This window comes from Methanocalculus chunghsingensis (genome assembly GCF_018132105.1).
Lineage (GTDB): Archaea > Halobacteriota > Methanomicrobia > Methanomicrobiales > Methanocorpusculaceae > Methanocalculus > Methanocalculus chunghsingensis.
The window spans coordinates 1-18423 of the sequence record NZ_JWHL01000005.1 but is presented as its reverse complement, the minus strand read 5'-3'; the positions used below and the strand labels follow the sequence as shown (position 1 = coordinate 18423).

The window sequence follows — 18423 nt, the reverse complement described above, 5'->3', positions numbered from 1 at the left end:
AGTGATTGATTATGGGTGAGTTGCAGAGATTTCTTGCTGTTGCCGTCATCATATGCTGCCTTATCGGAGTGGCATATGCCGGGGCAAATGGCAATGATACTGAAGAGGGGGGGTATTCTGACCCTCCTTATTTTGTGCTGAATGATGAATATGGTGCAGATGTACCAAAACAGACTGATTCTACCAGTCTGCAGGCTCTGATAGATCAGAATTCGGATGCCACAATCCGGATTGGATCTGATGAGGTTCCGGCAGGCCAGACTGTGGATATCCCGGTTTCGGTTGCCAATGTGACCGGAGTTGAAGGGGTTGGGTTTCTCATCTTCTTTGAATCAGAGATGGTGGATATTGAGGATGTCGTCGTGGCTCCCGGTCTTCCTTCTGGTACGCTCGTGACCTATAATGTTACCCACTTTGGTGAGGAAGATTATGGGGAGGAGTATGAGTATTATACAGGACCTGGTTACCATCATGAGAGTCTCCTTCGCGTTGCCGTAACGATACCTTCAGAGACACCTCTGAATATCGGGGCTACTCCACAGGATATTGTCCTGATCACAGTCAGGGCAGAGTCCGGGGTGTCTGGTGAGGCATGGCTTGATTTTAACTGGGCTGAATGGAGTCATGGATTCGACGCGGTTGATTTTGACTGGGAAAAGATGCATTCCGGCGTCGTGACGATCCTGCCACCCGAATTACCGGATCTTGCGGTCCATGAGATCATCTCCCCGGATCATATCAAGAAGTACAAGAACGGCACCATCATGATGGATCCGACCTTTGTTATTCGTAATGTCGGCCGGGCACCTGTGAATCAGGATTTCAAAATCAGAATGACCTTTGTTGATAGGAGTGAGAATTGGGAGTTATTGGGGTACACGATCCCGGTTAATAGTAATTTTACAATTTACACTGCTATCACACTTGATCCTTCTTCTTCTATTACTCATGTAAGGGTGGCTGACGATGGTCCTGACTATCAGGTCCTCGAGATTACGCATGGGGTGGATATCTCAACCGGTATGAAGAAGATTGCCATCGAGATCAACCCTGAACCACGGGCGTTTGAGGAGATTCGATATGATAACAACTATCACGAGATGCAGGCATGGGTCACCTATCCGGATCTCGTTCCTGTCCTTGACACAACACTGATTGAAGGGCTTCCATCGAGCCAGACTGTTATCAATGCCGATGTCATCCCTGGAACCCACCGGGTAACCTATGGTGTCAGCAATGACGGCGATGTGTCTGCAGTCCCGACGTACCTCCGTGTCGCACGGGATGGGGTCAATGAGTTCATCTCTGTCCCTGCCCTTGCACCCGGTGAAAACTGGACTGCAAGCGAGACCATTCAGCTCGATAAGACGAAGGGTACAAAGACCTACACCGTCGAGGTGAACTCCCGGGGCCAGGCACAGGAAGAGCCCACTGAGCGGATACTCTATCCCGACCAGGGGCAGGTTTCCAAGACGATTACATCAGAATTTGCTTCATTTAAACCTGTCACGGTAATCCTGCCGCATGTCACCGGAGCAAGTGCCGAGATCAAAGATGTCCCTGTCGTCCTCTCCAACGTCTCTGCAGGAGCGCCGGTTCGTTCATTCTCCATTCCTGTCACGTATGATCCAACGGTCTGCAGGTATGTCGGCTCGGCTCCTGCCACAGGTGTGACAGTGACCAATCCAGGGTATGGCCGCCTGCTTGTTGAGGGAACAAACGTCAATTATGCGACCGACACGACCGTGGCAACACTCCGGTTCCAGGCGCAGTCTGAGGCTGGGAGGACGGCTGACTTTGGATCGACCACTGCTGCCACTGTCAGAACAGATAACAACAACTTCCTTGAGCTTGAGATCACCGGTGGTACCTTTACCCAGGATCGGGTGACTGATGCCCGCGTATCCCTCTGGGCACCGACATCAGGCCCTGTTGATTCAACCGTCTCCCTCTCGGTCTCGGTCTGGAATACAAAAGCTACCCCGGTCAATGTCTCCGCGAATGTGACGACTGGCGGGGCTGTTCTCTGGGAGCAGGATGAGATTGCACTTGGGGCATACCAGTCCAGATACTTTACCGTCAACACATGGCAGCCGGACACTGCCGGACAGCAGACCCTGACCGCAACGATTGCAGGAGATGATAATCCTGCAGGAAATGTAGCAACCCGCTCGGTCCGTATTGATAGCTATAATCTGGAGATAACAAACCAGAATGAAGGCTGGTGGGAGCAGTACTATGGTTATAACCGCTCGGTTGTCCAGGGCAACTCTGTTATGCTTGGTACCTACTACACAGCCAACCAGCCAGGCCAGGTGAACGGCAGGCTTCGCATGTGGGGTCCTGATGGTACAGAGATCGACCTGACACAGAACAATCCGATCCAGATGAATTACTGGAATCCTGCTGAGAGGACATTCTATGGCTACCAGTCCACCTGGAACTCGGCGATCTGGTACTCTATCGTCCCACGTGAGCTTGGAACATTTACCTACTCAATTGAGCTTGACGCCAAAGGTGAATCTGACTTTGTCAATGGAACGCTGGTTGTCAGAGAACCCTTCGTCGATATTAAAGTCCTCCGCTCCACCGCGCTTGATGGAACTGATGCTGCAGGAGAGATCAACTTTGAGATCTTCAACCGTAACCCCTCCGAGGGGCGTGAGATCACCATCACCGCATCGGCAGGTGCAGAAGGGCGTACATTACAGGGTCTTGAATATCTGATCGGATACCCGCATGGCTGCCCCGAGCAGACGATGAGCCCGGCATTTGCCGCACTCCGTGTGAAGCAGTATTATGCCGAACATGACGGTCTCACTGATTCGCTGAATGCATCTGTCAGGAGAACTATGGATCAGGCATTTGACCGGATGAAGGCGACAAGCACCGCAAACCCGCAGAGGCTTGATACTGGCAGATTCAGTACTGCTGATTATGGAGCATGGGCGTGGGGTACAACATCGGCTCCGTCGCTCTTCTACACGCTCCAGCCAAATTACGTCTTCTCAGAGCTGAAGAAGGACATGATCAATGATCCTGGATACTGGAATGTTGATATCTTTAACACGACTGAGATCAACCTCAGTGCAAGCACCCTCTGGCTGATTGATCAGCAGATTGAAACAGGAACCCATGAGGGTGGATGGCACTCCTGGGGCTACATCAGCAACCGGTATGAATGGACCGGCTTCATCTCCGAGAAGTTCGTCGGTGAGTTTGAATTCCTGACACCAGCGACCCAGGTTCTTGTGAACCAGTCACTGAACAGGTCTGCTGACTATCTGCTGACCGATGGAAAGGATACACCCACAACAAAGGCTCTAGCATTCCGTATCTTCGGATTACATGCGATCAAAGAGCATTACAGCGATGATCAGGCTCTTGTCGGTGAGATAGACGATAAGATTCCGGAACTCCGGGACGCACTTATTGCCGACCGGAAGACTGATGCAGCCGGAAACTTCTACTGGGAGGATGGCTGGTATGCAGAGAGTGAGGCGACTGCCTATGCGATCCTTGCCCTGAACAGGTCAGGCCTTTCAACCGATGATGAGAATATCGCCGGAGGACTCCGGTACCTTATCAGCCAGTATGATAGCAACGGGCGCTGGGGGAACACCCGGGCGACCGGAGCGGTCGTCAATACCCTGATGGAACTTCAGGTGAAGACTGACTTTACCTTCACCGCCAACGTCGGGGTCAATTATGGTGGGAATGTGATTCGTGCACCGGAGACGCTGACGTTTGACAATGCCAATGTCCGTCATTCATTCACTCTCACTCCGCAACAGGTCGATGACCTCTATGGCGATGCTGTTGCAAACAGGCTCGGAACGATTGCCATAACCGGCAAGTCTGATGCAGGTCCTGATGCGGTGAAGATGGTTGTCGCTGTCCAGAGTTTCGAGAAGGTTCCACTCTCTGTTGCCAGGGCGACCTTTGGGGAAGTTGCCCGCATCCCTGAGGTATTCATCGACCCGATCGCAACCGACTTCTTCCTTGATGTCACGATACCTGTTGCTGACCCGGCAGGCCTCGAGATCGGAGATGATGTTGACGTCGTCTTCACTGTGGATAACACAGGACCCGGCAATATCAATCAGACGGTGATGATCATTGAGATTCCAATCAGCGCTGGTGTGAACTTCACCGGAGCAGATACCGGCGAGAACTCTGCATATTATCTCAGCAATCCGTCGGACCCGGTATCAAAGGTATACCTGTCGCATATGGTTAACCGGACAGCAGGCAGGCTCTATGTCTACCCCGGGTCTGATGACGAGTCCCAGCCGAGCATTGTTGCAGGCGAGATTAAGAACTTCTATGTCCCACTCAGGTTCGGAGAATCCGGATCACAGACCGTTGAAGCACGGGTCTACCCGATGTATGATGACGAGTGGATGGCCGTTGGCGACGCCACCGCAACTATCAGAGGATTTGGTACATTAACCGTCTCTGCCGTGGATGAGGATGGAGATCCGGTCAATGCGGACTTCTATGTCAATGATATCAGTGTTGGAACCGGTGTCAATACGACGACCATCGAGCGGATCGAGGATACGTATAACGTAGCTATCTACGGAACAGGTGTTGACCGGTGGCTGAATACCACGCTCCGTGTCAACACCGGTGAGGTAACCGATTACTCTGCTCAGTTTGTGACGGACACTGGCCTGCCGCATATCACAACCGTCACCGGTGCTGCCGGCGATGTCCTGGTGATGCCACCAGAGATTGAGGAGACGATTAGTGAGACGAGCACAAACCACTGGAATGCAGCGGTGACGGCGAAACAGATCTTCAACTCGACCATCTCAAGCAGTGGTGGTATAGCCACGATTGCAGTGGATGTGCCGACTATCAACCGTACACTTGGAACTGCACTGGTCAATGATACAGTGACATTCAGCTATCGTAATGTAACAGGCTGGCAGGGTCCATTCGATGTCCGGGATTATATCTCCGAAGGTGTCGTTCTGATCTCAGATCTTGACACCGGTCAGATCGATCAGATTATCCTTACCTTCGAGGGAAGACCCCTTGGGGATGTGGATGGCAGTGGAACTGTGACGATTCTTGACGCACGGGATATTGCCTGGTCGACCGTTGGTAGTAAACAATTATCATTCAATGACAGATTCTATGCAGATGTTCAGGATACAGGGATGGTAACAATTCTGGATGCCCGGGATGTCGCATGGTATACTGTTGGTGAGCGTGATAGATACTATCAATAATTTTTTTTGGAGTGAATTATGAGGAAGGTATTGATCGGTTTTTTTCTTATTCTTATTCTAACAATGACAGTAACCGCTGCAGATGTCACCGTTGAGCCGGTTGATGGAGATTATGTTCTTTTATTCTCATCCAGCCAACCGTATGTGATCAGTGCCTATACCGTTGAGCTTGAATACGATTTGTCGACACCAATTTTTAAAGTGAATTCGGTCGAGCCATTTGAGGTCTTTTCAAAGTATGATAATGAGATTGGTCTGGTTCGAATCTCGGCATTTGCAATGACTCCTCATGTTCAGTCAACACGTGTTCCACTTGCGCGTATTCAGGCTGAGGCTGGTTTCTCCCCGAAGGTCTCTATTGAAATATTGGATGATTTTAATAGAAATCCAATCCCTTTTGTCGGGAGTGAACCATTGGTAGATGAGAGTACAATCCCGGTGTATGAATCACCGTCTGAAGATTCTGTTGTTCCACAACCGACAATTCCTGTAGAAAAGCGTGTTGCCTGGGAATTGCCTGTTTCTGAAACTATCTATCTACCCACCCCCTCTACGACACCGGTTCAACAGGCTGAAGGAGAAGAATTGGCAACGGAAACACCAGATGCCTCACAGAATAATCTCTCCGATGAGGTGATCGAGATCAATAACGAACAGATTATGACAACCGGGACATCGGAAATTCCTGTTTCCCAGACGCCTTTATCATTTGTTCCCGCAATCTTTGGAATAGTAATCGGAATATTAATTATGAGGGTTAGAGTATAGTAAGATATCACTTGGAGGGTTTTATGACTATTAGTCGATTATTGATAATGAGTCTCTGTGCTGTTTTGTTATTGGCAGCATGTACCGGACTCGCTGCAGCACAAGAGATTGCTGCTGGTACTGTTACTGATGTACAAAAAGATACAACAGCATCTGTTGGAATCTATGGTCAGAATATGGCCAGTCTGGATGCCTTCACTATTGTGATCACATATGATCCAACAGTGATGACTGTTCCATCTGCAAATGCAACGTATAATCCTGCCGGGTGGTCAATCTTCCCTAATGTAGCAGTTCCTGGAACTGTCACTGTATCAGCATTTGCAAATTCACCTGCAGACAGTCTTTCAGGTACAACCTCTCTCTTCGGATTGAATTGTCGGGCTGAAAAGGATGATGGATCATCGACTCCGTTAACCGTATCAATTACAACACTGAGTGATCCCGGGACCGTTGGCCCATACACTCCAGTAGATGGTTCATTCACCACAAAAGATGACGTTCCTCCGGAGATCACCATCACCACCCCGGCTGATGGTGCAACCGTTCCTCAGGATGTTGCTGTTACTGCAACCATTACTGATGTCGGGGGTGTTGATCCAGCAACGATCACCGTCTCAGTCGGTGGAGTGGCCATTCCAAACTCAGACCTGACGATCACACCTGTTGCCGGAGGATATACCGTCACAGGAACCCGGTCGAATGTACCACTGGGTGCATCAACTGTTGTGGTTGCCGCCTCTGATATGGCAGGTAACCTGGCAACGAGAACCCATACTATTACCGTTGCCGAATCAGGTATTACCTTCAATCCAAATCTTGACGGTACATTTACCAATGCAACCGAGCCTGTCATCAAGGCAGACTACGTCCAGGTCACCGGCGCGACAGTGAAGATGTTCATCAACAATGTCGATGTAACCGGGCAGATCACTCTGACACCGAGCAGTGCGGATGCAGGTTCGATTGAACTCAACTATACTGCCTATGGCGCACTCGCTGACGGACAATATACCATCGTCGTCAATGGTACCAGTTCACTCTTCGGTGTTGGAGAGGTGAGCAGAACCCAGTCCTTCACAAAAGATACTATTGCACCCGTTGTCACAATCAACGGCATCACCGACTCTGATGGCGATGGCTATCCCGAGGCACTTGAGACGCTGACGATTGCCTACACTGTCACGGATGCAAACCCACAGAGCATCTGGATCGGCGGTGCGTCGAGCACAACGTTCCCGTCCGGAAACCTGGCCTATGGTGTCGCACAGGGCAACACACAGGGGAACAGGCAGGCTGTCGTCTATGCGGTTGATGAGGCTGGAAATGTCGGCCAGAGCGCACCATTCCATATCTACAACAACTACCTCGCATACATCGATGAACCAACAGCTGGTGAATTTGCCGGCCTTGATCTGACGAAGACCGCCGTCTACAACTACTTCACCCCTTCAGTGGCACGCGCATTTACCATCGGTGGTGCTGCGGGAACGATGAATCTCCCGACCCTTGGTGTTCTGCAGAAGCAGATGACAGCAGGATCGGGTGTCGTCGTCGATAACCGTGCAAACGATGATATTGCAGCCAACACGATTCCGCAGGGTGTCTCCTACTACATCGATCCGACAGGGACCCTGACCTTCACTGCCTCGGTTCCAAATATCGATAAAGCCGCCATCCTTATCGGAAAGGCAAACAGCACGCTCATTGACGAGATTCTTCGCAGTGGTTCAGCCTCCGCATCCAAGGATACCATCGAGGCGATGCTCTCCAAGGACAAGGTTGTCATGTATGGCCCTCAAGGCTATGCTATCTTCAGAATCGATGATAACGGTGATGCAATTATCATCAAGACACAGGCACCGTTTGATTTCTATACTGACCTCCCCACAATGATCAAAGAGAACTACGTCAATCTTCATTCTGGATACACCGCTCCGTCCGGTCTTCAAGTCAGTGACCTCGGACCCGGCGAGTATTCAATTGTTGCGATGTGCCTTGATGGTCCGGATGAGCGTATATCATTGATCTCGGCAACACCGTTCATCATTACCGAAGAAGCTTCCCAGTTTACCACAACTGCTGACAGCTATCTCATCGGCAACCCCGTCGTTGTCAACTGGGGTGGAGCAGCAGTTCCACAGAACATTGCGGGTCTCCTCATTCGTGAGGGTTCAACCTACACCGGAAACGTCACCATCGATCTGACAACCCTCGGTACAGGATCGCTTGATAGTGTCTATCTCATCGGCGATGGCAACCAGAGCGTTAAGAAGCTCATTTCCCAGGCGAATGTCTGGATATCCGAAGGATACGGAAATGCAGCAACAACCACAAATTCAAAGACGCTCGATGTTGACACCACCGGTCTCCTGACGGGCACCTATACTGTTCACATGATCGTGGAGAATAACGGGTACCTGACATCCTATGGAACGAAGCAGGTTACCCTGACAACTGTTACTCCAACCCCGACTCCAACCCCGGCCCCGGGTCCAAGTGGTGGTGGCGGCTCAAGTGCTCCACGTCCTGTTGAGACTGTCGGGACAGGGTCACTCCTGACCAACTCTCTTGGTCAGCTGCTCCAGTCCTATATCGTCGATTCCTCCTCGAAAGCTGCAAAAGTCTACCTGAACCGCAATGTCGTCGCACTTGACAGGAACGGAGCTCCGCTCTCAGAAGTGACCATCGATGATCTTGCAGCCGGAGATGTACCGGCAGTACCATCCGGTGCAGCCTTCTCATTTGCCGGACATGCGGTTACCCTTGGACCTGCAGGCGCAACATTCTCACCATCGATCAGGCTTGCGTTTGAGCTCACCGAGGCGCAATGGAATGCAGCAATGGCCGAGGCAGATCAGAACCCTGACTTCCTCGTTGTGAAATGGTATAATGCAGAAGCTGGTGTCTGGGAGAATGTTCCGACGACGGTGAATCCGGAAACACGGACGATCACCGCATCGATCACCCACTTCAGTATCTTTGCACTCTTTGCTGACACTGAAGCACCGTCTGTCATCGTCACACCAACCCCGACCCCGGTTGTCACACCGGATGTTCCGACGACACCGGATGTTCCGGTCGCTCCGGAGCCATCCGAGTTCCCATGGACCTACGTGATCATCGGTATCGTTCTCCTGCTCCTGATCGCAGGCGGGGCATACTACTATAACAAAAACAACTAACAACCTTTTTTTTATTGGGGGTATTTCCGTCTCATCTGATACGTTCGGACGTTCTTCTCTGACTCCAAACCGCATCTACCATATGATCGGATGACGAATCTGTTTGGTATGAACCGCATTACGCTGCTTATCATATCATTCTGCCTGGCTCTTCTTCCTCTCTGCGCAGGGGCGGTCTCGGTTGCCATCTCTCCTGATCATATTGAAGAAGGAGATACCATCACCATCGCGATCGATGATCTCGAAGATGGGAGTGCCCTTACAGTAGAGCTCGCCATCGGCATCCCGATCACGGACCAGGAATTTGCTCTCTCCGCCAGGGAGATGACCATTCCCTATACCCTCACCGGTGCTGAGATCCGGCTGCGTGCCGAACCGGTGACCCGTGCGGGACTGGTGGTCGTGGAAGGTGGTGCTGAAAAGAGTATCATCCAGAACAGCCAGACCGGCGTTGTGACCATCCTCCAGCGGATGGAGTCACTCCAGGCAGGATCAATCGAGGAACTTGTCATCAGCGGGATAACAGCCGATGGAGGAGAACATCTTACCCTGATGCTTCAGATTCAGGGTGTCAAGGAAGGTCCGGATCAGGCTGCCATCAGCTTCGCCCTCTCTGGTATCACTGCCGGAACGATCGATGCGTCCATCACGGTTGATGGGGATGAGGTGACATCAACCCGGATCACCGTTGGCCAGCAGCATCTCCGGGGCGACTTCAATGGCAATGGACGTGTTGATATCGGGGATGTCTCACGGGTCGCCTATATGGCAGTCGGCCTTGAGCCTGCTGACCTGGGAGTAGATTTCAATGGAGATTCTGTCGTCGACTCTGCTGATGCCGCGATGATCGCCTGGTATTATGTCGGGAAGATATCTTCCCTATGATTATTCTTTCAGATCCCATGCCGGCGTTCCCCAGGTTGATCCAAGATTAATCGAGAGATGAGCATCAAGCGGGCTCAGGCTGTATGGCACCTCGAAGAGTATAGAGCTCTGGCGACTCTCCTTCCTGTTTAGTGTGAATGGCCGGTACATTTCCCCAAGCGACGTATGTGCGACCGTCTGCACAGGGGTGAATGTTTCCCCGCCGCCATGAAGGGTGAATGCAGCAGGTTGTGGTGTCTGGATGGTATACCGCCGTCCATCAAGGTTTCCTCGGTGTGTCACCTGAATGAGGATTATCATGAAGGTCTTTCCCTCACCGGCGGTGAGGTGCCCGGTTCCCGCAGCATCATCATACCAGATTGTCGTCTGCCGGCGTGCGTACCTTGGGTAGATCGAGATCTCGTTACTCTCTGTGGCATCCTTGTAGATGAATGGTGTTCCAAGAGCGAGGAGATCATCAGGTTTTGTCGGTGCGCTGAGTGTCGATAATTCAACCGCATAGAGGTCCCTTTCAGTAAGGCTCTCGATATCGAGATTGATATCGCGGAGGGCGGCATCAAGCCGCTCGGTTCCTGTTGCCAGGTAATTCAGTGCTTCCCGCCTCTCACTATCTGAGGCCGGGAGTCCACGCCGCAGATACGAGGAGGCAGAGATGAACTCGAGCATTGCATGCTGGAAGTCTTCTTTCCGCTCGATCTGCCCCCTGGAGACCCTCATTTTACTGACCTTTCCGAAGTTCTCACCGGCGATTGTCTGCAGGCTCTCGATGTTCTGGGCAAGGATCTGTGCGTTTGACTGATCGATGGCGATGATGGTATGCATGCTGATGATGGTGAGGGGGACGGCACCTGCGGTTATCGTCTGAATAAAGAGCTCATCGTCGTACTCAATCACAGGGTCGGCCGTATCATCCGGCGCTTCCGGTGGCAGATTTGGTGTTGCATTGATGACGATCACGGATCTGCCGAAGTAGTCCTCAAGCATCCCCCAGACCGCCGGCTGGCTCTGGTTGATGGCACTGTTACTATTGGTGATCGGGATCTCCTCCGGTGGTTCCGGGGTGGTGGTGATGATCACCGCGGATATGAAGATGATACCGATGATCAGCACGATCATCGTGAGATAGGTGTCATTCCTGTTCGTCTCTGGTACCTGAGGGGGGATCGTTCTCCCCTTCTTTCCTGAGGTTTTCTTTTCAGTCGCCGGGGATGTCTCTTCTTTGTATGCAGTATCCCTGGTGAAGAGGAGGGTGTCTGTCTTCGCCTCTTCGGGTGGGATAGCGTGGGGATGGGTGTCCTGGTCGGGAGGCTGGGAGATGGCAGTCTCTGTCTTCTCATCCCTGATGGGAGTGAGGGTCATGGTGTATACCCGGAGAGACTCCCCGTTATCAAACGAAACGAGTGTTTCGGCACCACGCTCCTCTCTGATGGTTCCGATGCCATGATAGTAATGCCTGACCCTCTGCTTCATACGTATTATATATTCTGTATGGCATGAATCGTTAAGGTATGCATACCATCCAAAAAACCCGGAGAGAACGGAAGCCTCTCTTTGTATACAGGAGATCTACCGGAAAGATTAGATAGCGTGCGATCAAAATCTCAGGTACGTGATGATATGAGACAATATAGAATCACTGTTTTTACAGTATGCCTTCTCCTTCTCGCTCTTGTTGCCCAGGCTTCAGCAGTCTCGGTCACGATCAGCCCGGAGCAGATTGAGGAAGGGGATACGATCACCATCGGGATCTCAGGACTCCAGGATGGCAGTATCTTTGCGCTCAGGATGGAGGCTGCCATCGAGCTTGATGGAGCGTCAACATTCACCTACCAGTCCAACCAGGTAAGTGTACCGTTCGGGATGGAAAGTCCGCGTGTCCTTCTCCTTGCTTCTCCGGTGACCGAAGCTGGCCTTGAGGCATCTGATGGTGATACCATCAAGCGGATGACCCAGCGGACGCAGACCGGAGAGGTGCGGATCACCCAGAGCCTTGATGCTATCCCGTCGGGCACCATCGAGGTCCTCAAGGCGTTCGGAAAGCCGGTTGATGGTTCCGATTATGTCGATATGATGCTTGAACTCTCCGGCACCAAGAAGGGACCTGATGCAGGATCGATCACCTTTGGGCTGGAAGGTATCTCGGACGGATCGGCCCGGATCATCGTCCTGGTGGATGGGAGTGAAGCGATGAACCAGCAGATTACCATCGGGACACCGACGGTCACCCCCACGCCGACGACAGCACCACCAACCGGTGGTAGTTCCGGAAGCTCAGGTGGCACAACAACGCCTGTCCCTGTCGACCAGGTCTCTGTCAGTTCACTTGACGGGATTGTATGGCTTCAGACTGTGGCTTCATCGGTGACCTGGGCCTCCCCGGATGACATCCGGATCATCCAGTCCGAACCGGTTAATATCCCGGCCGACTGGATCGCTTTATCCGGTTCATATATCATCTCCCCGACAGGTATCTCCTTCCAGCCCCCTGCCCGCCTCTCGTTTGTGATGGATGGGGATGCCGGCACACCGTTCATCGCTGCATACAGGGATGGTGGATGGACTATCGTTCCATCACGGGTTGAGGGCTCCTCCCTGGTTGTGGAGATCTCCGGGGGCGGCCAGTATGCGATGATGAGTTATCACTCTGATGATCCTGCCCCGGTTGTGACAGAGGGGCCGGCAACCCCGCCGGTGACCTCCGATGCTCCGCTGAATGAGGTCCCCCCGACCGAGGCGCCTGCGGCTGAGAAGTCTGCAGGAGGCCTTGTCGCAATCCTTACTACAGGGGTTGCGGGGCTCCTTCTGATGGGTGTGCGGAAGAGGGGATAAACACTTTTTTTGAGAGGGGGGATGGCGCTATCAAAAGCACAAAATCCTTCTCTCCTTTCATCTTTTGCCTAAATTCTTGGATTATCTAATCGCCTGTCTGTACGAGTACCCTCATCCGTTATTGCTGCCGATGGCCCTTCCGCGACTGGCTGAGGAATGGATGCCATATTGGAACAATCGGGTCAGATGTTCTCGGGAAAAGGAGCAGTTCTCTTGCTTAAAAATTCAAAGATTAGATTTTGTAACAATTGTTAGACTGTTATATTGTTTCCATCATATCTTTTATTGACTGATGAATCGTGAAGGAGGGTTTCCATTCGATTTCACTTGTTAAACGGGTTATATCTGTGATTTGGCTGGGAATAAGTTCATTTTCCATCTCCCCCATTATGCATGGCCATGTCTTGCCTAAAATTTCTGACATGATATGAATTAGTTCAGAAATGGAATAGCTACTTCCGGAACCGATATTGAATGTATTTCCGGCAATCCGATCAGTGAAGTGTGGGTGAGAGATAAGTTTCCAGTATGCATCTACCACATCGCGAACATCAATAAAATCCCGGCGTGTGTTTCCCCCTGCACATTCGAAACATATTCTTTTACCTGCTCTGATTTCTAGCGCCTGTTTCACAAGCTTACCACAGATGAAGGTATCCGGCTGCCCAGGCCCAATCAGATTAAATGGGCGGGCAACTGACACTTTGAGATTATAGGCACGGTAATATTGAAGCGCGAGGATGTCCTGGGCTACCTTGGTGACTCCATAAACCCCAGTCGGCTGAAGGGGGGTGTCTTCAGAAATCAGTTTATTACCTGCATACCCATATTCTGCTGAGGAGCCGATGACAAGAACCCGTGATTCTGGCGCATTCTTTCGTACCGCATCGAGAAGCCAACCGGTATTGACAACGTTTGCGTACATGAGATCAGGTAGATCTCCATGATTCTGACCGGCAAGGTGAATAATCGCATCCGGTTTGATCTCATCGATTTTATCCTCAACTTCCTTTTTATTGCTGAGATCCAGACGAACTGCGGTAAATCCGGCATGAGACTTCAGAGGTAACCGACGGCTAAGCCCCCAGATATGATTAACCCCCTCGTTATGTGAGAGAAGGTGCCTGATTAAATAGAAACCCGTAAAGCCGGACGCTCCGGTAATGAGAACATTCATTTCAGGAAAATCTCCTTCATCTCCTCAAATTCGACGATGGCTCGCTCATAATCGTCTGGTCTTCCAATATCAAGCCAATAACCATCAAATGGATAACTATAGACTGGATCTTTCCTATCTGTTAACGTATACATAAGGTCGTCAAATCCAAAGGGTGGATTCTTGGGAATCATATTCAGAATCTCACGCTCTAACACATACACTCCCATACTCACCTCAAAGTGATACACCGGCTTCTCCCAGAATTTATTGATTCGGCCATCAACATCGTGTTCAAGTATACCAAAATCAATTTTTGTATCCCTTGCGTAGGTTGCTATCGTTGCAATTGCATTTTTTTCTTTATGAAAATCGATAAGCTGCCGATAGTTCAGATTTGTCAGGAGGTCCCCGTTCATAACGAGAAATGTTTCTTCGAGATTCTGTATCAGATGGAGAGGTGCTATTGTCCCAAGAGGCTCCTCCTCATGGCTGTACCTGATTGAAAGTCCTGGATGTGATGTCCCCCCAAGGTATGCCCGAATAAGACTGTGGAGGTACCCGGTGGAAATAATAATGTCATCAAAACCATATTTTTCTAACTGATGGAGGATCACTTCAAGGATTGGGATGTCTCCAATTGGCATCAGCGGTTTTGGTAGTACTGTTGTGTACGGGTATAGGCGCCTTCCCCGGCCTCCTGCAAGAATAACTGCCTGCATGATAATGCCTCAGACTGAATACATCCCCGGTTTATAGGATGTGATATGTTCTTTCATCCAGTCCACCGTCTTTCTGAGCCCCTCGTCAAGTGATATGGATGGCTTCCAACCAAGAATCTCTTCAGCAGCAGAATTATCACAGACGAGAACTCTCACTTCACTTTTTTCAGGGCGGATCCGCTCATCATTGTTAATTATTTGGGCTTCGGGATTGATTTGAGTGACTATCTTAGCTGCTAGTTCGCCAATCGTAATCCCCTTGCCATTGCCAGCATTAATTGTCAATCCTACTGCAGAATCACATTCAGCCATTCGGAGGAATGCCTGGACGGTATCTGAAACATAGGTCAGATCACGTACTGGTGTGAGTGAACCCAAACTGATTCTGTCGGATGTCAGTGCCTGAGTTATTATGGTCGGAATGACTGCGCGATTTGACTGCCGTGGACCAAAAGTATTGAAAGGTCGCAGCGTTGCGACCGGGAGGCTGAATGAGCAATAATATGATTCTGCAATCTTATCAGCGGCAATTTTACTTGCAGAATACGGTGATTGCCCATGCAGTGGATGTTTTTCATTTATTGGAGTATATTGTGCAGTACCATATACCTCACTTGTGGAGGTATGCACTATCTTTCCGACATCATGTCTGCGGCAGGCCTCAAGGACATTGAGTGTTCCCATGACGTTTGTATTAATATACGATTCTGGAGCGATGTATGAGTATGGAATGCCAATCAATGCCGCTAAGTGAAATACAATATCCTGACCCTCGATCGCATGAGAAACTGCAAAGCCGTCCGTCACATCCCCCATAACGACTGAGACCCGATCATCATTTTCATTATATCGATCATCAAGCATCCCCCAATCATTCCTTGCATTGTAATGGAGAAATGCGGTGACATCTGCCCCTCTTCGAACCAGTTCATCAACCAGATGGCTCCCAATGAATCCTCCGGCACCAGTAACCAATACATTTTTATTATTCCAATTCATGAAGTCATCGCCTCAAATCTATCAGATGCTTTTTATTATAACTTTTACATATTTATTTGTATGTAATAGTTATTTTATTCATCATTTGATTAATTTTCAGGTACTGGCATATAGCAATTATATAATTATAAATTTTATTATAGTATTATTAATTCTCTCACAAATTGATATCATATCATTATAAAACAATACAAGCGAACGAGCATATCAGATGACGACACTAAGCTGAAACAAATCTATTATATATGATAACTATATATTCCGTAAAGATGAAGGTGCATCTTACGGTTCTAATGCTGATTATGATTTTTATATATAACTTTTTTATTGATATATCTAATGATAATCAACCGGAACATGCAGAAATAATAATTGTCGCTGCAAGTGACAGCAGCGAGAGTGCCAAACAATCGGCGGATTATGTGGCCCCCGGTGTCAATGATCACCTGACTATTCAGGAAGCATTAAACGCTGTACCCTCGTCAGGTGGAGAAGTGCTCCTGATGGAAGGTACGTATATCTGTGAAAGAAGTATAAGGCCGAAAGAATTGACAACGCTACGCGGCGAGGGAGAAACGAAGACATTTATAAAATTTGTAAAGAATGACGCGCACCTCAGTGTTATCAATGAAGGTGTAACACTGAGAGACTTCCATGTATCCGGGGAGAATTATAGTTATCCCTATAAGGGGGTCGTCACGATTCGTGTTGGCCACGTCACCGTCAGGAACGTCACCGGCATAGGCGACTCGAGCATTGAAGGGGTCTTTTATGTTCATGGAGGTTCGTTACCCGGGTATAATAAAAATATCGAGAATATTGAATTTAACAACTGTAAAGTGTATGATGCCGGGTCAACAGGATTCGTTCTGAATGCAGGTGGTTCATATCTGGACATAATTAATACACGATTTATTGATTGTGTTGCGATTAATTGTGGACGGGAGAGCAGGTACAATCCGTGGGTTACGGGGTTCTTATTTGCCGAAAATAACAACCTTGTTGATCTTGTTGCAATCAATTGTACCGCAGAAGGAAACTGGGAATCGGGATTCCATGTTGAAAACCCCAAGACTTTCAATGGACAATTCCTCCCGGCTATTAAACAGAATGTAACGTACATCGACTGTGTCAGCCGGAATAACGATCAAAAAGGGAAACAAACAGATGAGCGAACGATATTTGGTGCAGGCTTCATGGTAAGTGATGATATGCACCTGATCAATTGTACGTCTGAAAATAATCGTTATGGCTTCCTCACCTATGGCGGTGGGTTCCATATCGAAAACTCTCGTGATACGGATTCATGGATGGGAGTTGCAATGGCAATGCCCGTTGATCCATCCGGTACCAGGATCACTGGAACCAGCTTAGTCAACCAGGTATACCCGATTCACTTCCACAGTGGAGATCCCATAGATGTTGTTATTGATGGGGTTAATATCTATTCTGAAACAATGTCAATGAATACATCCGGTATTACAATAACAGAGGGAGTTAGTAATCCTTCTGGGATTATAATAAAAAATTCAAAAATCGATGGATATGAATTCGGTATCAATAATGTTGTTGAAGGAACATTCGTTTTCATTGATAATATCTCAGTATATGGAGCGAAGATTGACTTTGTCAATGCCAGGATTATTACTTCTCAGGCATAAATAAAAAATTTTCACTCCAATTGGCAGGAATTAATGCTGATAAGGGAAATTATGATAGGATTTCTCTGATAGATATGAATGGAACGTTACCTCGATATGATTTCTTCGTGTTTTAACCAGATAAGAAAAAGATGATTTTGGACCTTCAATAGTATATCTGAGTGGCCGGGTCATAGCTCCCATACAATCCTGAAGCGGATCTCCGGTTATTTTGTTTTTTTATCCTTATTGGATTTGAGATTATAATATATTAATGATATTTAAAGATTATTAATTTTAAAGGTCTGAAAATTAATATATTTTGAATAAATATACTCTAAAAACTCTTAAACTCTATAATCCACATTCATTTTTACCATGCGGCACGCACACGAACTACATTTTCCAGGATTCACTGGAAAAAAATTGTTTACTAAACTTTATTGACATTTATGGTCTTTATTTTAGAAAAAAAATCTAAAATTCGTTTAAAAATTTTTGGTGCTGATTACGTTTATGGATCTTGAAGGAAGAATAATGTAATAATATTATGGATTATAAAGATCCTACTACAACAAAATCTGCGTCACCCTCAATGTGAGATTGATATGAGGATTGGAAATAAAATGGTTTTCTTCAATAAAATCTAGAAAAAATTGATTTTTGTTCTCATTTATTACAAGCAAGAAACATCTTACAACGTTAGTCAGGGGTGACGTGAGATGCCTTCATAAATTACTACTTAAATGTTAAAATAGTCGTAATATTACAATAAAAAATTAAAAGCTAGCTAAAATATAGTTTTTTTAAAAGAGATAAGTTTATAATGTAGTATATACAAAAAAGAATCTAATGAAACGAACACATGTCACCAGACTGTTGATAGTGCTGGTAGTGATCTTCAGTATCGTGCAGCTGGCTGCGGCTGCAACGATTATTGTCGCGGCAAGTGACAGCAGCGAGAGTGCCAAACAATCAGCGGATTATGTGGCCCCCGGT

At 48.6% G+C, this 18423-nt stretch carries 10 protein-coding genes; 6 read left to right on the top strand and 4 right to left on the bottom strand.

Annotation, left to right across the window (positions count from 1 at the left end; translation table 11 throughout):
- Window positions 1–11 precede the first annotated feature (11 nt).
- The 4 genes from RJ53_RS04870 (at window position 12) to RJ53_RS04855 (ending at window position 10078) form a co-directional block, all read left to right on the top strand.
- Complete coding sequence (locus RJ53_RS04870; RefSeq protein WP_211530500.1) at window positions 12–5240, top strand: cohesin domain-containing protein; 5229 nt, start codon at window positions 12–14, stop codon at window positions 5238–5240.
- Between the two features lie 63 nt (window positions 5241–5303).
- Complete coding sequence (locus RJ53_RS04865) at window positions 5304–6008, top strand: hypothetical protein (RefSeq protein ID WP_211530499.1); 705 nt, start codon at window positions 5304–5306, stop codon at window positions 6006–6008.
- Between the two features lie 71 nt (window positions 6009–6079).
- A complete protein-coding gene (locus RJ53_RS04860; RefSeq protein ID WP_211530498.1) occupies window positions 6080–9193 on the top strand; it encodes a cohesin domain-containing protein in 3114 nt (1037 codons plus the stop codon).
- 108 nt (window positions 9194–9301) lie between these two features.
- A complete protein-coding gene (locus RJ53_RS04855) occupies window positions 9302–10078 on the top strand; it encodes a dockerin type I repeat-containing protein (protein ID WP_211530497.1) in 777 nt (258 codons plus the stop codon).
- On the opposite strand, the gene RJ53_RS04850 is transcribed toward RJ53_RS04855, so the two are convergent.
- Window positions 10079–11548: a hypothetical protein gene (locus tag RJ53_RS04850; RefSeq protein WP_211530496.1), complete on the bottom strand. Its 1470-nt coding sequence runs from the start codon at window positions 11546–11548 to the stop codon at window positions 10079–10081.
- A gap of 147 nt (window positions 11549–11695) precedes the next feature.
- Here RJ53_RS04850 and RJ53_RS04845 point away from each other — a divergent pair, with 147 nt between their 5' ends.
- Entirely contained in the window at window positions 11696–12907 is a 1212-nt protein-coding gene (locus tag RJ53_RS04845; RefSeq protein ID WP_211530495.1) for a hypothetical protein, read from the top strand.
- Window positions 12908–13166: 259 nt separating this feature from the next.
- Here the strand turns inward: RJ53_RS04845 and RJ53_RS04840 are convergent, their stop codons facing one another.
- From RJ53_RS04840 to RJ53_RS04830, 3 genes are read right to left on the bottom strand one after another with little or no spacing between them, the layout of a single operon-like run.
- Window positions 13167–14084 carry an NAD-dependent epimerase/dehydratase family protein gene (locus RJ53_RS04840; RefSeq protein ID WP_211530494.1) on the bottom strand — a complete coding sequence of 306 codons (918 nt, stop codon included), beginning with the start codon at window positions 14082–14084 and terminating at the stop codon, window positions 13167–13169.
- Window positions 14081–14785 carry a nucleotidyltransferase family protein gene (locus RJ53_RS04835; RefSeq protein WP_211530493.1) on the bottom strand — a complete coding sequence of 235 codons (705 nt, stop codon included), beginning with the start codon at window positions 14783–14785 and terminating at the stop codon, window positions 14081–14083. The genes RJ53_RS04840 and RJ53_RS04835 overlap by 4 nt, the downstream gene beginning before the upstream one ends.
- A gap of 9 nt (window positions 14786–14794) precedes the next feature.
- A complete protein-coding gene (locus tag RJ53_RS04830; protein ID WP_211530492.1) occupies window positions 14795–15784 on the bottom strand; it encodes an SDR family NAD(P)-dependent oxidoreductase in 990 nt (329 codons plus the stop codon).
- 269 nt (window positions 15785–16053) lie between these two features.
- On the opposite strand from RJ53_RS04830, the gene RJ53_RS04825 reads away from it, so the two are divergent.
- Entirely contained in the window at window positions 16054–17445 is a 1392-nt protein-coding gene (locus tag RJ53_RS04825; protein ID WP_211530491.1) for a PemB family protein, read from the top strand.
- Window positions 17446–18423 lie beyond the last annotated feature (978 nt).